Origin of the sequence: Streptococcus sp. DTU_2020_1001019_1_SI_AUS_MUR_006 (assembly GCF_032340315.1) — a bacterium.
Classification (GTDB): Bacteria; Bacillota; Bacilli; order Lactobacillales; family Streptococcaceae; genus Streptococcus.
Genome location: NZ_CP135436.1, coordinates 1,704,851 through 1,722,703, shown reverse-complemented (window position 1 = coordinate 1,722,703; position 17,853 = coordinate 1,704,851). Strand labels below are relative to the sequence as shown.

Genomic DNA, 17,853 nt, shown 5'->3' with positions numbered 1-17,853 from the left:
TTAAAAAGGATTGGATAACATGAAAGATATCTTTAATAAACGCCAGCGTTTTTCGATTCGAAAGTTTTCTTTTGGAGTGGCGTCGGTACTAATAGGGGTTTCCTTATTTGCTCCAACTCAAGGAGTTTTGGCTTCTACGGAAAATAATAAAACAGGGATAGAAGTTAATTCTGAAAATGATAATTCACTGCCGACTGTGGAGATTAAAGAAGAAGTTCAAAATATTTCAGAACATCGAGACAATGCTTCTTCTGAGATAGATGCTAAAGAGCTCTCAACAGTAGCTACGAGTACGACAATTCTGGATACTTCTGGTGATAAGGAAACTGTCAATTCGACGGCAACTACTTTGGTGGCAGGTGAAGACAGATCAAGCGCTCCAGAGGTTAGAGCAGCATCAAATCCTTCTGAGCTTAAAAAGTATGAATTAACTGATGAGTATGCGAATCAAATAAAAGCAGGAATAATCGGTTCAGAAGGTGATCAACTGGATAGTTTGTTAGTTAATGGTCCCAAGTTAAATCCAGAAGGTTATACAGATGATGATTACTTGAAGGATAAAGAAGAAGTTTATATATATGAAAAAAATGGGAAAAAGTATGTAGGCTATAACAGTCATCCACTTTTAGATGATACTGATGGTGATGGTATTATTGATAGTAACGAAAAGCCAGATGAAAAATTAAAATGGAATGTAAGTGAACGTGATATGATTATGTTCATGGAATTGGCTTACCGTGACGATAAGTATATTGACAGAGTACTGGATCATAAGACACCCTTAACAGAAGCAGAGTTATACAAAAAGAATGGGGAAAGTAAACCACGCTATGAATACATGATGATGAATAGGGAATTGGGACCTTATTGGGAAAGAAAGAAAAGTTATCATACATCCAGTGGACTTGATGCTGTCTTATTTGAGACCAAGAGCGATTTCTTATATTTACCAAATGGAACTGCCCAAGTACTAGCATTTCGTGGGACTAGTGATTCTAAAGATATAGGTGCTGATATCACACTTGGAACAGGGAGTAATCCTAAACAGGCGATAGAAGCAGAAGAAATTATGCGTGAATTAGCTAAGGATAAGAGTATCACCAACCTTTATCTAACAGGACATTCTTTGGGAGGATATTTAGTACAACGTGCGATGGTTGAAGCCTATCAGTTGGCATATTCTGATAGCAGAGTTATGTCTCCTAAGGAACAATTAGATTATAGAAATTTCTATAACAATATTTTAAAAAAAGGAACAACATTTAATGCTCCAAAAGTGAGGACAGGTTTGTTCTCGTCATCTGAATTTTGGCAAAAAGGTTTAGATAGTAAAAAAATAGCTAAGTCAGGTAAACTGACTCATTATATTGTTGATAATGATTCTACTATAGGGAAAAGTGTCAGCAATGATAGTGATGTTGTTATAAATGTTGGACGAACAAGCAGAGGTCATAGTTCACGTTCTTATTTTGAAGCCGATATGATTAATAGACGACCAGAGTTTATTTCTGGGAAACGAATTTCCTTAGATGGAATAGGTTATCAAGATAAAAAAATTACAACCGATAGGTCTGTAGAAAAAGTTGGAGAAACTGTTGTATATAGCAAACGTGGAGACGACATCATTAAGTCAACAACTGTTAGTATCAAGGATCCTGATACAGGACAGATTACTAAAAATGCACTTGATCAAGTGTTCAAGGAAAATGGTGCGAAGGACAAAGTAGAAACAACAGAAATCCCATCACCTAAGAAATACGTGAAAGATGATACACGCGAAAAAGGACAAGCTAATGTTGAAGTACCTGGAAAAACTGGGAAACAGACGGTAACAACAACTTATAGTGTAAATCCTAACACTGGAGATCTTATTGAACATGTAGGACAACCAGTAGTTAAGCAACCGGCAATAGAAACAGTTGTCAAAGTCGCAGCCAAGGATGAAGTAGAATACATTAAAAGAGGAGCCGACGTTGTTAAGAAGACAACAAGCTACACAGTAAACTCAAAAACTGGCAGTCTTACTTCGACTGAGAAGCAAGAAGTAGTCAATAGAGGGGGCGCGAAGGATATAGTTGAGTATAATTCAGTTGAACCCAAAACAGTTTATTTAAAAGATGAGAACAGTCCAAAAGGTACTGATACTGTTCAATTTTCAGGGAAATCAGGACAAACTAAAGTCACCACAACATATAGCGTAGATCCAGTAAATGGAACCCTAACTCCATCAAAAGGCAAACCAGAAGTCGTAACTATACCAATAGCTAGAGTTGTCAAAGTGGGAGCGAAGGATAAAGTAGAAACAACAGAAATCCCATCACCTAAGAAATATGTAAAAGATGATACGCGCGATAAAGGCCAAGACAATGTAGAAGAAGCAGGACAAGCAGGTTCAAGCACAGTAACAACTACTTACGAAGTAAATCCATCAGATGGAACAATTACAGAAAGAGTAGGAAAACCAGTAGTAGTAAATCCAACAGAAACAATTGTCAAGGTTCCAGCGAAGGACAAAGTAGTAGAAACCTCGATTGAACCAGAGGTTGAGTATGTCAGAGCTGGTGAACGAGAAGTTGGCACACCTGATGACCGCGTTGAAGGAGCTAAAGGTAAAATAGTTACTACAACCACTTACGATGTAGATTCACACGACGGTCATATCACAGAACACGTTGGTACCCCAGTCGTCACCCCAGCAGGTAAGATAATCGTTAAAGTAGGAGCTAAAACTAAGGTTGAACAATCTAAAGATTCTGAAGGTCGTGATGTGATTGATACCACTACCTATGAAGTTGATCCAAAAACAGGTAAGGTAACTCCAACAACCGTTCGAACTTATGGGAAAACGAAAGAACCAACAGTAGATAAGAGAGTAGTACCATCACCTGTTGTCTATGAAAAAGATGATACGAAAGAAAAAGGTACAGCCCCAACTACTGTTAAAGGTGAAGATGGTGAAGACACTATCACAACCATTTACACTGTGGATCCTAATACTGGAAAGATTATAGTAAGTGAAGGTAAACCAGTTCGTACGAAAGAACCAACGAATACAGTCGTCAAAGTCGCAGCGAAGGATAGAGTAGTAGAAACCCCGATTGAACCTGAAGTTGAGTATGTTAGAGATGGTGAACGAGATGTTGACACATCTAATGAACGTATTGAAGGAGCTAAAGGTAAAATAGTTACTACAACCACTTACGATGTAGATTCAAACGACGGTCATATCACAGAACACGTTGATACCCCAGTCGTCACCCCAGCAGGTAAGACAATCGTTAAAGTTGGTGCGAAAACTAAGGTTGAACAATCTAAAGATTCTGAAGGTCATGATGTGATTGATACCACTACCTATGAAGTTGATCCAAAAACAGGTAAGGTAACTCCAACAACCGTTCGAACTTATGGGAAAACGAAAGCACCAACGGTTGAGAAGAGAGTAGTACCGTCTCCAGTAGTTTATGAAAAAGATGATACGAAAGAAAAAGGTACAGTCCCAACTACTGTTAAAGGTGAAGATGGCGAAGACACTATCACAACCATTTACACTGTGGATCCTAATACTGGAAAGATTACAGCAAGTGAAGGTCAACCAGTTCGTACGAAAGAACCAACGAATACAGTCGTTAAAGTCGCAGCGAAGGACAAAGTAGTAGAAGCATCAATTGAACCTGAAGTTGAGTATGTTAGAGATGGTGAACGAGAAGTTGACACACCTAACGAACGCGTTGAAGGAGCTAAAGGTAAAACAGTTACAACAACCACTTACGATGTAGATTCAAATGACGGTCATATCACAGAACACGTTGGCACCCCAGTAGTCAGCCCAGCAGGTAAGACAATCGTTAAAGTTGGTGCGAAAACTAAGGTTGAACAATCTAAAGATTCTGAAGGTCGCGATGTGATTGATATCACTACCTATGAAGTTGATCCAAAAACAGGTAAGGTAACTCCAACAACCGTTCGAACTTATGGAACAACAAAAGAACCAACAGTTGAGAAGAGAGTAGTACCATCACTTGTTGTCTATGAAAAAGATGATACGAAAGAAAAAGGTACAGCCCCAACTACTGTTAAAGGTGAAGATGGTGAAGACACTATCACAACAACTTACACTGTGGATCCTAATACTGGAAAAATTACAGCAAGTGAAGGTCAACCAGTTCGTACGAAAGAAGCAACGAATACTATTGTCAAAGTTCCAGCGAAGGATAAAGTGGAGACAACCAAACTCCCATCACCTAAGAAATATGTGAAAGATGATACACGCGACAAAGATCAACCAAATGTGGAGGAAGCAGGTCAAACAGGTTCAAGCACTATCACAACAACATATAGTGTTGATCCTACTACAGGTGCTATTACAGAAACAGTAGGAAAACCAGTAGTAGTGAATCCAACAGAAACAATTGTCAAAGTCGCAGCGAAGGACAAAGTAGTAGAAGCATCAATTGAACCTGAAGTTGAGTATGTTAGAGATGGTGAACGAGAAGTTGACACACCTAACGAACGCGTTGAAGGAGCTAAAGGTAAAACAGTTACAACAACCACTTACGATGTAGATTCAAATGACGGTCATATCACAGAACACGTTGGCACCCCAGTAGTCAGCCCAGCAGGTAAGACAATCGTTAAAGTTGGTGCGAAAACTAAGGTTGAACAATCTAAAGATTCTGAAGGTCGCGATGTGATTGATATCACTACCTATGAAGTTGATCCAAAAACAGGTAAGGTAACTCCAACAACCGTTCGAACTTATGGGAAAACGAAAGAACCAAAAGTAGAGTTAGAACAGGATCCTAAGACAGGTGATGTTACAGTGACACCGAAGAAGCCAGATGGGTCAACATATCCACCAGGAACTAAGGTAGAAATCTCAGGTAAAGATGGTAATCCAATCGTCGTTACAATCGATGAAGATGGTAAAGGTAAAGTACCAAACAGTGATCTACCAAACGTAGAAAAAACAGGTACAGGTAAGATTACTGAACCAGGTAAATCATCTGTGGAAGTTCCTAAGGTAACAACTTTTGAAAACGATGCATTATCGGGTTCAATTGCATTGCCAGAGCTAATGATTGAGGTTAGATGGAATGATGAGGATGGGAATGTCTTGAAATCATCAGTTAAGACAGGAGATGCAGGAGCAGCTGGTCATGGAGTAATTCCGAGATATGAATTTTTAAGAACTGAAGTCGATGATAAAGAACCTATAATCACACATATTTTCAGAAAAGTAAGTTCAAATACAATTCAAGTTCTTCCAGTAACACCTGATACTAATGGTGATTCTAGTCAATCCACAGATCCACTAGCTACTCCAATTCAAGATGCTGTTAGTCCGAATGCAAATCACAGATCTACTACAGCTACTATTGATAAGGAATCTAAGTCAAATGGTTCTCAAAATGTATTGCCAAGACTTGGAACAGAGTCAAGTATGACTCTTGCATCTTTAGGGCTTCTTGGTATGCTAAGTGGTCTCGGACTTGCGTTTGGAAAGAAAAAAGAAGACTAAAATAAGCATTTCGTTAAAGATTGAACTACTCACTGTTAAGTGAACGATGAAATAATAAAAGATCAAAAAACGACCTTGTTACTCATTTGAAGAAGTACAAGGTCGTTTTTGTATTCTTGAAAAAAGTAGGCGTCAATATTCGTACCAAGCCCCTCTCAAAATATTGTATGTCTTTAATCCTAGTGCTCAGTTTTGAAATGTTCCCAAAAGTTCTCAACCGGTGAGCGATTAGTACACTTGCCAATCTGATATATAGAGAATGTCATCAGAAAGGAGAATCTTTCTGTTTTATTTAAACAAAATATATATTAATGTATTATAGACATTCGAATATGTTTGCGCTTTATTCGAGAGATTGAATGGCTTTATGCTTGTTTAAATCAATTTAAAATGGTATAATTTGCCTGAAATAGCTATGATGTGTTAAGAGATGGTCATCATAGTAATTTTTATTGTATTATTCCCCAGAGGGAATATTGCTTCTCAATTTGATTTTGTCTTTAATATAAGGAGGAACGATGGAAAAAAAATCAAATTCACTAAGTAGAGTAAAGCGTCGACAACAGGAAAAAGTCTTACGCTTCTCTATTCGTAAGTATAGCTTTGGTGCGGCTTCAGTTGCTGTTGCAGCGCTGATGTTTTTGGGTGCGCGTGTCGTTAGTGCGGATAGCGTAACACCTGTCGACAAACCTCATGTAGAGGCTTTAACTCAAGATACTAGTCCGCTAGCATCGCAGGATAAGGAAGAGCCTGCTAGTTCTGTAAAAGTGGATACAGCTACTGCAAGTCAGCTTGTGGCACAGATCAAAGACCAGCTCCACGTCAAGGAAGCTGCTAATACAGATCTTTTAGTCCGTGCCAAGGAAGAACTTGTCAAGGCTGAACAGACTCTCGCTGATTCAAAAGTGAGTCAAGAAGAAGTGGACGCTTTAGTAGCTCGCTTGACCAATGTTTTGGACCAGCTACGAGCAGTGGAAGTATCTCAAGGCAAAGAAGATAAAAATGGTGAAAGTACACAGGAAGCAACTCCGGAAATCAAGCCAGAAGTAGTGAAGCCAACTCCAGAAATTTCAGCTAAGTCTGAGGAAACTTCAGAAAATACCAATGTTGAGCAACTGGAAAAAGCTAAAGCTAGTCTCAAAGTATCTATTGATCGTTTGGAGCAGGCTATCGCCCAAACACCTGAGAATGACTTGACACGTGAAATCTTGGAAAAAGCTATCGCCCAAGTTGCTGTAGCCAAGTCTGCATTTGGTGGTGTAGAAGTTAGCCTTCGTGATGTTGAGGATATGAATCGTGTCATCAAACGTAACGAAAGCTCTGTTATGATTGCACGTAATCGTTTGACTTCGGGGCGTAATGACGTCCGTAATGGCGCAGCTATCCCAGTTGGGACAACGCTTCGCGCTGATGCGGGGGCAACCTATGACAATGCTGTTGGGCTCTACTTCACAAAGGAAGGAGATGGCTCAGGTTATCCAGCTGGTACCATGCTCTTTAGAGACCGTAACCAAAATACTGCGGATAATCAAAGAGTTAAGGATGTCAAGGATGTCGTTAAGGTTGATGTCACTAAAAACGGAGATACATACGATTGGGTCATTGAGTTTGAAGCTAATCCTGAAAACCACCAAAATGCCCATGCTTGGTTTACCATTCCAACTGGTCATACCTTGGTAGACGACGGTTCGGCATCATTTGGTAGTTACTGGGGTGGTTCTGGTGGAAAACGACGTATTGAAACTCAAGGAAGATTACCACGAAACTTATACGACATTTTTAAAGATCAGGTTAGCTCTACGTCTAAGGATGTTAACATTGGTACCCCTGGTGGAGCTATCGAGCAGGCTTGGGGCAAAGCCGCCACTACCGATGCTTTCTGGAAAGGTGCTGATGGAGAGATTAAAACATTTGAAGAAATCATTTCAAAACCTGATACACTCTATTTTAATCGTACAGGTGGTGCCCGTACGACAACGGAGAAGGATGTTCTGGTATCAGATTATTTGAAGGATTGGTTGATCCAGCATACGCAAAGAGTCTATCATTTTGATATTGATTATCGTGGTAGAACTAAGGATAGTGCATCAAACTATATCTTTCGTTTCAAAACCAAGGCTGCTGAGGGGACTCCACTCATGTATGCAGCAGGGATGCGCTCCTATGAGTTCAGCACCCACCGAAATGATATGCAATGGTATGGTTTGCCATCTCCTAAGGTGACGGGGGCTGATCAAACTATCGAAAAAGGTAAGGAAATTCGACTTGAATTTACAACTAAAGATAATCTAGCAGGATTTTCACTTGGTGATCCAAAACTAGGTTATAATCCAGCTGATTCTATCAAGTTAGTGGATAGTAAGCTGGAACTTAAAGATCAAAAAGTTGAAGTTCAAAAAGTGAGTGATTATGAGCACAAGCTTATTATCACAGGTCGTGTTGCTTCAGATCCTGGCGACTATAAGGTCAAGGTCAAGTCTGTCAATAACGTTGGACAAAGTGCGGAGTTTACATCAACTGTCAAGGTTACACAATCTATTACACCAACATTAGAGTTGAATCAAGATCCTAAGACAGGTGACGTTACAGTAACACCGAAGAAACCAGATGGCTCAACATACCCACCAGAAACTAAGGTAGAAATCCCAGGTAAAGGTGACAAGCCAATCCCAGTCACAATCGGTAAAGACGGTAAAGGTAAAGTACCTAATAGTGATTTACCTGAAGGTAATGTCCCAGGTATAGGTAAGATTACAGAACCAGGTCAACCAACTGTTGAAGTTCCTGATGTAACAACTCCAGCTAAGATAATACCAGCTGACCAGGTAGCACCAACAATTACTAAATTAACTGATAATCGTAATGCAGAAATTGATAGTAAAAACCCACGTAAGATTATCGTTTATCGTGAAGAAGAGTTTAGCGTTGATGTGAACTTAACTGATAACAGTGGTCGCTTGGATAAGATTAAGGTTCACGACAATGCTCAAGCAGTAGCACCATCAGGTAATTTCGAAGTTACAAATGGTGGTCGTCTTGAACTTCCTGCTAATGGTACAAGTATTAACTTCACGGATAAGACAAGTAATTTAGGTCAAGCTGGCAATGCGACAGATACTAACCCATATAAAGTTAATATTTCAGGTCATGTTGGTAAAAATCAGGAAGTCAAAGCTGATGCTAGCAAAAATATCTGGAATCGTTATATTAGTGGATATGACCAAGGAGGTCTGACAAATAACAACACAAACAATAACACTGCTAATAACGCCAATATTCAGATTGAGTTCCGTAAGCAAGCTGATAAATATACACCAACAGCAGTAACAGGCTCTAAAATCGATGTAGCGACAGATGGTACAATCAGTGGTTATGACTCACCAGAGACTTATATTGCCAACAAGTCTGACTTGCCAACTGAAGGTACAACGCCAGGTGCAAGAACGACTTATACATGGAAAGATGGAGAAACTCCAACTGTTAACAATGGTCAAGTCACACGTACAGCGGTAGTTACTTATCCAGATGGTTCAACAGATGAAGTACCTGTAACCTTCACAGTTCGTGACACAGTAGCGCCAACAATTACTAGCTTAACTCCTATTAAGAATGCGGAAATTGATAGTACTAACCCACATAAGATTATCGTTTATCGTGAAGAAGAGTTTAGCGTTGATGTGAACTTAACTGATAACAGTGGTCGCTTGGATAAGATTAAGGTTCACGACAATGCTCAAGCAGTAGCACCATCAGGTAATTTCGAAGTTACAAATGGTGGTCGTCTTGAACTTCCTGCTAATGGTACAAGTATTAACTTCACGGATAAGACAAGTAATTTAGGTCAAGCTGGCAATGCGACAGATACTAACCCATATAAAGTTAATATTTCAGGTCATGTTGGTAAAGATCAGGTTATCAATACTCCAGCTAGTCGAAATATCTGGAATCGTTATATTAGTGGATATGACCAAGAAGGTCTGACAAATAACAACACAAACAATAACACTGCTAATAACGCCAATATTCAGATTGAGTTCCGTAAGCAAGCTGAGAAATATACACCAACAGCTACAAATCCTACAGTGAATCTGACTTCAAATGGAACTGTTCCAGATTTGGGATCACCAGAGACTTATATTGCCAACAAGTCTGACTTGCCGGCTACAGGAACAACACCAGGTACAACAACGACATATGCATGGAAAGCTGGAGAAACTCCAACTGTTAACAATGGTCAAGTCACACGTACAGTAGTAGTTACTTATCCAGATGGCTCAACAGATGAAGTTCCAGTAACTGTTAGGGTTGTAGATCCACGTACAGATGCAGAGAAGAACAATCCAACACCTCAAGAGCAAACTGTTAATGTAGGTGAAACTCCAGATCCTAAGAAATCAATCGGTAATGTAGGAGATCTTCCAAAAGGAACTACAGTTGAATACAAGACTCCAGTAGACACTACAACACCAGGCGATAAGAAAACAACAGCAGTTGTCACTTACCCAGATGGCTCTAAGGATGAAGTTCCAGTAACTGTTAAGGTAGTAGATCCACGTACAGATGCGGATAAGAACACACCAACAGTAGAGTTGGAACAAGATCCTAAGACAGGTGACGTTACGGTAACACCGAAGAAACCAGATGGCTCAACATACAAACCAGGAACTAAGGTAGAAATCCCAGGTAAAGATGGTAAGCCAATCCCAGTCACAATCGGTGAAGACGGTAAAGGTAAAGTACCAAACAGTGACCTACCAGATAATAAAGTTCCAGGTACAGGTAAGATTACAGAACCAGGTCAACCAGCTGTAGAAGTTCCAGTAACAACACCAGCTAAGGTAACACCAGAAACACCAGCTCAAAAGACACCAACACTAGATGTTGAACAAGATCCTAAGACAGGTGACGTTACGGTAACACCGAAGAAACCAGACGGCTCAACATACAAACCAGGAACTAAGGTAGAAATCCCAGGTAAAGATGGTAAGCCAATCCCAGTCACAATCGGTGAAGACGGTAAAGGTAAAGTACCAAACAGTGACCTACCAGATAATAAAGTTCCAGGTACAGGTAAGATTACAGAACCAGGTCAACCAGCTGTAGAAGTTCCAGTAACAACACCAGCTAAGGTAACACCAGAAACACCAGCTCAAAAGACACCAACACTAGATGTTGAACAAGATCCTAAGACAGGTGACGTTACGGTAACACCGAAGAAACCAGACGGCTCAACATACAAACCAGGAACTAAGGTAGAAATCCCAGGTAAAGATGGTAAGCCAATCCCAGTCACAATCGGTGAAGATGGTAAAGGTAAAGTACCAAACAGTGACCTACCAGATAATAAAGTTCCAGGTACAGGTAAGATTACAGAACCAGGTCAACCAGCTGTAGAAGTTCCAGTAACAACACCAGCTCAAAAGACACCAACAGTAGAGTTGGAACAAGATCCTAAGACAGGTGACATTACAGTAACACCGAAGAAACCGGATGGAACTCCATACAAACCAGGAACTAAGGTAGAAATCCCAGGTAAAGATGGTAAGCCAATCCCAGTCACAATCGGTGAAGATGGTAAAGGTAAAGTACCAAACAGTGACCTACCAGATAATAAAGTTCCAGGTACAGGTAAGATTACAGAACCAGGTCAACCAGCTGTAGAAGTTCCAGTAACAACACCAGCTAAGGTAACACCAGAAACACCAGCTCAAAAGACACCAACAGTAGAGTTGGAACAAGATCCTAAGACAGGTGACGTTACGGTAACACCGAAGAAACCAGATGGCTCAACATACAAACCAGGAACTAAGGTAGAAATCCCAGGTAAAGATGGTAAGCCAATCCCAGTCACAATCGGTGAAGACGGTAAAGGTAAAGTACCAAACAGTGACCTACCAGATAATAAAGTTCCAGGTACAGGTAAGATTACAGAACCAGGTCAACCAGCTGTAGAAGTTCCAGTAACAACACCAGCTAAGGTAACACCAGAAACACCAGCTCAAAAGACACCAACAGTAGAGTTGGAACAAGATCCTAAGACAGGTGACGTTACGGTAACACCGAAGAAACCAGACGGCTCAACATACAAACCAGGAACTAAGGTAGAAATCCCAGGTAAAGATGGTAAGCCAATCCCAGTCACAATCGGTGAAGACGGTAAAGGTAAAGTACCAAACAGTGACCTACCAGATAATAAAGTTCCAGGTACAGGTAAGATTACAGAACCAGGTCAACCAGCTGTAGAAGTTCCAGTAACAACACCAGCTAAGGTAACACCAGAAACACCAGCTCAAAAGACACCAACACTAGATGTTGAACAAGATCCTAAGACAGGTGACGTTACGGTAACACCGAAGAAACCAGACGGCTCAACATACAAACCAGGAACTAAGGTAGAAATCCCAGGTAAAGATGGTAAGCCAATCCCAGTCACAATCGGTGAAGATGGTAAAGGTAAAGTACCAAACAGTGACCTACCAGATAATAAAGTTCCAGGTACAGGTAAGATTACAGAACCAGGTCAACCAGCTGTAGAAGTTCCAGTAACAACACCAGCTCAAAAGACACCAACAGTAGAGTTGGAACAAGATCCTAAGACAGGTGACATTACAGTAACACCGAAGAAACCGGATGGAACTCCATACAAACCAGGAACTAAGGTAGAAATCCCAGGTAAAGATGGTAAGCCAATCCCAGTCACAATCGGTGAAGATGGTAAAGGTAAAGTACCAAACAGTGACCTACCAGATAATAAAGTTCCAGGTACAGGTAAGATTACAGAACCAGGTCAACCAGCTGTAGAAGTTCCAGTAACAACACCAGCTAAGGTAACACCAGAAACACCAGCTCAAAAGACACCAACAGTAGAGTTGGAACAAGATCCTAAGACAGGTGACATTACAGTAACACCGAAGAAACCGGATGGCTCAACATACAAACCAGGAACTAAGGTAGAAATCCCAGGTAAAGATGGTAAGCCAATCCCAGTCACAATCGGTGAAGATGGTAAAGGTAAAGTACCAAACAGTGACCTACCAGATAATAAAGTTCCAGGTACAGGTAAGATTACAGAACCAGGTCAACCAGCTGTAGAAGTTCCAGTAACAACACCAGCTAAGGTAACACCAGAAACACCAGCTCAAAAGACACCAACACTAGATGTTGAACAAGATCCTAAGACAGGTGACATTACAGTAACACCGAAGAAACCGGATGGCTCAACATACAAACCAGGAACTAAGGTAGAAATCCCAGGTAAAGATGGTAAGCCAATCCCAGTCACAATCGGTGAAGACGGTAAAGGTAAAGTACCAAACAGCGAATTACCAGACGATAAAGTTCCAGGTACAGGTAAGATTACAGAACCAGGTCAACCAGCTGTAGAAGTTCCAGTAACAACACCAGCTAAGGTAACACCAGAAACACCAGCTCAAAAGACACCAACAGTAGAGTTGGAACAAGATCCTAAGACAGGTGACGTTACGGTAACACCGAAGAAACCAGATGGCTCAACATACAAACCAGGAACTAAGGTAGAAATCCCAGGTAAAGATGGTAAGCCAATCCCAGTCACAATCGGTGAAGACGGTAAAGGTAAAGTACCAAACAGTGACCTACCAGATAATAAAGTTCCAGGTACAGGTAAGATTACAGAACCAGGTCAACCAGCTGTAGAAGTTCCAGTAACAACACCAGCTAAGGTAACACCAGAAACACCAGCTCAAAAGACACCAACACTAGATGTTGAACAAGATCCTAAGACAGGTGACGTTACGGTAACACCGAAGAAACCAGACGGCTCAACATACAAACCAGGAACTAAGGTAGAAATCCCAGGTAAAGATGGTAAGCCAATCCCAGTCACAATCGGTGAAGACGGTAAAGGTAAAGTACCAAACAGTGACCTACCAGATAATAAAGTTCCAGGTACAGGTAAGATTACAGAACCAGGTCAACCAGCTGTAGAAGTTCCAGTAACAACACCAGCTAAGGTAACACCAGAAACACCAGCTCAAAAGACACCAACACTAGATGTTGAACAAGATCCTAAGACAGGTGACGTTACGGTAACACCGAAGAAACCAGACGGCTCAACATACAAACCAGGAACTAAGGTAGAAATCCCAGGTAAAGATGGTAAGCCAATCCCAGTCACAATCGGTGAAGACGGTAAAGGTAAAGTACCAAACAGTGACCTACCAGATAATAAAGTTCCAGGTACAGGTAAGATTACAGAACCAGGTCAACCAGCTGTAGAAGTTCCAGTAACAACACCAGCTAAGGTAACACCAGAAACACCAGCTCAAAAGACACCAACAGTAGAGTTGGAACAAGATCCTAAGACAGGTGACATTACAGTAACACCGAAGAAACCGGATGGCTCAACATACAAACCAGGAACTAAGGTAGAAATCCCAGGTAAAGATGGTAAGCCAATCCCAGTCACAATCGGTGAAGATGGTAAAGGTAAAGTACCAAACAGTGACCTACCAGATAATAAAGTTCCAGGTACAGGTAAGATTACAGAACCAGGTCAACCAGCTGTAGAAGTTCCAGTAACAACACCAGCTAAGGTAACACCAGAAACACCAGCTCAAAAGACACCAACACTAGATGTTGAACAAGATCCTAAGACAGGTGACATTACAGTAACACCGAAGAAACCGGATGGCTCAACATACAAACCAGGAACTAAGGTAGAAATCCCAGGTAAAGATGGTAAGCCAATCCCAGTCACAATCGGTGAAGACGGTAAAGGTAAAGTACCAAACAGCGAATTACCAGACGATAAAGTTCCAGGTACAGGTAAGATTACAGAACCAGGTCAACCAGCTGTAGAAGTTCCAGTAACAACACCAGCTAAGGTAACACCAGAAACACCAGCTCAAAAGACACCAACAGTAGAGTTGGAACAAGATCCTAAGACAGGTGACGTTACGGTAACACCGAAGAAACCAGATGGCTCAACATACAAACCAGGAACTAAGGTAGAAATCCCAGGTAAAGATGGTAAGCCAATCCCAGTCACAATCGGTGAAGACGGTAAAGGTAAAGTACCAAATGACAAACTTCCTAAGAAAGATGTCCCAGGTACAGGTAAGATTACAGAACCAGGTAAACCAGCTGTTGAAGTTCCAGTAACAACACCAGGTAAGGTAACACCAAATACCCCAACAACTGAAACACCAAGTGAGATTGAAATCACACGCAAACCAAATGGTGATGCAGTAGTAACGCCTAAGAAACCAGATGGCTCAACTTACCCATCAGGCAGCAAGGTAGTGATTCCAGGTGAAAACAACACACCAATCGAAGTCACAATCGGCGACAACGGTTCAGGTGAAGTACCAAATGACAAGCTTCCTAAGAAAGATGTCCCAGGTACAGGAACAGTAACCGAACCGAACAAGAAACCATCACAACCAGTGGATGTAACAACACCAGCTCGTAAGACACCAACAGTAGAGTTGGATAAAGATCCTAAGACAGGTGACGTTACAGTAACACCTAAGAAACCAGATGGCTCAACATTCCCACCAGGAACTAAGGTAGAAATCCCAGGTGAAGATGGTCCAATCACTGTTGAAATCGGTCAAGATGGTAAAGGTAAAGTACCAAATGACAAACTTCCTAAGAAAGATATCCCAGGTACAGGTAAGATTACAGAACCAGGTAAACCAGCTGTTGAAGTTCCAGTAACAACACCAGGTAAGGTAACACCAAATACCCCAACAACTGAAACACCAAGTGAGATTGAAATCACACGCAAACCAAATGGTGATGCAGTAGTAACGCCTAAGAAACCAGATGGCTCAACTTACCCATCAGGCAGCAAGGTAGTGATTCCAGGTGAAAACAACACACCAATCGAAGTCACAATCGGCGACAATGGCTCAGGTGAAGTACCAAATGACAAGCTTCCTAAGAAAGATGTCCCAGGTACAGGAACAGTAACCGAACCGAACAAGAAACCATCACAACCAGTGGATGTAACAACACCAGGTCAAAAGACACCAACAGTAGATGTTGAACAAGATCCTAAGACAGGTGACGTTACAGTAACACCTAAGAAACCAGATGGCTCAACATTCCCACCAGGAACTAAGGTAGAAATCCCAGGTGAAGATGGTCCAATCATTGTTGAAATCGGTCAAGATGGTAAAGGTAAAGTACCAAATGACAAACTTCCTAAGAAAGATGTCCCAGGTACAGGTAAGATTACAGAACCAGGTAAACCAGCTGTTGAAGTTCCAGTAACAACACCAGGTAAGGTAACACCAAATACCCCAACAACTGAAAAACCAAGTGAGATTGAAATCACACGCAAACCAAATGGTGATGCAGTAGTAACGCCTAAGAAACCAGATGGTTCAACATACCCATCAGGCAGCAAGGTTGTGATTCCAGGTGAAAACAACACACCAATCACAGTCACAATCGGCGACAATGGCTCAGGTGAAGTACCAAATGACAAGCTTCCTAAGAAAGATGTCCCAGGTACAGGAACAGTAACTGAACCGAACAAGAAACCATCACAACCAGTGGATGTAACAACACCAGGTCAAAAGACACCAACAGTAGATGTTGAACAAGATCCTAAGACAGGTGACGTTACAGTAACACCGAAGAAACCAGATGGCTCAACATTCCCACCAGGAACTAAGGTAGAAATCCCAGGTGAAGATGGTCCAATCATTGTTGAAATCGGTCAAGATGGTAAAGGTAAAGTACCAAATGACAAACTTCCTAAGAAAGATGTCCCAGGTACAGGTAAGATTACAGAACCAGGTAAACCAGCTGTAGAAGTTCCAGTAGAAACTCCAGCTAAGGTAACACCAGTTGCAGTTAATCCGAATGTAAATCACGAAGATACTACAGCTACTATTGATAATGGAGCTAAGTCAAATGATTCTCAAAAAGTATTGCCAAATACTGGTACTGAATCAAATGCGACTCTTGCATCTCTAGGCCTTCTTGGTATTCTAGGTGGTCTCGGACTTGCTTTGGGAAAGAAAAAAGAAGACTAAAAATTTAGTCAATCACTATTCATTCTTTTGTGTTATAAAGACAAACTAGATTGGTTCTGGGAATCATGTTAGTCGTAAAATAAAAAGAATGTTTAGATAAAGAAAGCGAACAATGCTAGGATTTTGTTAAACGGAATTCTAAGTATTGTTCGCTTTTGTGGTATAATAAATACTATGCAGAAGAAACCGACATCAGCCTATGTGCATATTCCGTTTTGCACACAGATTTGTTATTATTGTGACTTTTCCAAGGTCTTTATTAAAAATCAGCCAGTAGACAGCTATCTAGAGCATCTACTGCAAGAATTTCATTCTTATGATATTCAAAAATTGCGTACACTCTATATTGGTGGTGGGACACCGACAGCCTTGTCCGCTTCTCAATTGGAAGTTTTGTTAGAAGGATTGACTAAAAAACTGGACTTATCAATGTTGGAAGAGTTGACAATTGAGGCCAATCCTGGTGATTTGGATGCTGATAAGATTGCTGTTCTGCAAAATTCTGCAGTCAATCGTGTTTCACTAGGTGTTCAGACCTTTGATGATAAAATGCTGAAAAAGATTGGGCGTAGTCATACAGAAAAGGATATTTATGAAAATATCGACCGCCTTAAATTAGCTGGTTTTGATAATATCTCTATTGACTTAATCTACGCACTTCCTGGGCAGACCATGGATCAGGTCAAGGACAATGTCGCTAAGGCAATTGCCCTTGATATTCCTCATATGAGCCTCTACAGCTTAATTTTAGAAAATCATACGGTCTTTATGAATCGTATGAGACGAGGGAAATTACCTCTTCCTAAGGAAGAATTAGAAGCAGAGATGTTTGAGTATATCATTGCAGAGCTAGAAAGAGCTGGATTTGAGCACTATGAGATTTCTAACTTTTCAAAACCAGGATTTGAAAGTCGTCACAATCTTATGTACTGGGATAATGCTGAGTATTATGGAATCGGTGCTGGTGCTTCTGGCTATGTAGACGGTGTTCGCTATAAAAATCATGGGCCTATTCGCCATTATTTAAAGGCGGTAGAAGAGGGAAGTGCTCGTATCAATGAAGAACACTTGAGTCAAAGGGAGCAAATGGAAGAAGAGATGTTTCTCGGCCTTCGCAAGAAGTCAGGAGTTTCCATGGCACGCTTTGAAGAAAAATTCGAACGGTCTTTCCAGGAACTTTATGGAGATATTGTCAAAGACTTGATTCAACAAGGTCTTATGCAGCTTGATGGCGATCATGTTCGTATGACTAAGAGAGGGCTCTTCTTAGGTGATACAGTAGCAGAACGATTTATATTGGAGTAAAAT

General features: G+C 40.9%; 3 protein-coding genes. All 3 read left to right on the top strand.

Annotated elements, in window-relative coordinates; all coding sequences use genetic code 11:
* Positions 1-19 precede the first annotated feature (19 nt).
* Positions 20-5,518 (top strand): G5 domain-containing protein, encoded by a 5,499-nt coding sequence (locus RRU92_RS08240; protein ID WP_315639324.1) that lies wholly within the window; start codon positions 20-22, stop codon positions 5,516-5,518.
* Between the two features lie 518 nt (positions 5,519-6,036).
* On the top strand, positions 6,037-16,545 hold the full coding sequence (locus tag RRU92_RS08235) for a Rib/alpha-like domain-containing protein (RefSeq protein ID WP_315639322.1): 10,509 nt from the start codon (positions 6,037-6,039) through the stop codon (positions 16,543-16,545).
* Between the two features lie 174 nt (positions 16,546-16,719).
* Positions 16,720-17,850, top strand: coding sequence for a radical SAM family heme chaperone HemW (hemW, locus tag RRU92_RS08230; protein WP_315639321.1), 1,131 nt, complete (start codon positions 16,720-16,722; stop codon positions 17,848-17,850).
* Positions 17,851-17,853 lie beyond the last annotated feature (3 nt).

Bases quoted from the DNA above. Each gene is read 5' to 3' on its own strand.
- hemW (WP_315639321.1), top strand. From the start codon at position 16,720: ATGCAGAAGAAACCGACATCAGCCTATGTGCATATTCCGTTTTGCACA.
- RRU92_RS08235 (WP_315639322.1), top strand. From the start codon at position 6,037: ATGGAAAAAAAATCAAATTCACTAAGTAGAGTAAAGCGTCGACAACAG.
- RRU92_RS08240 (WP_315639324.1), top strand. From the start codon at position 20: ATGAAAGATATCTTTAATAAACGCCAGCGTTTTTCGATTCGAAAGTTT.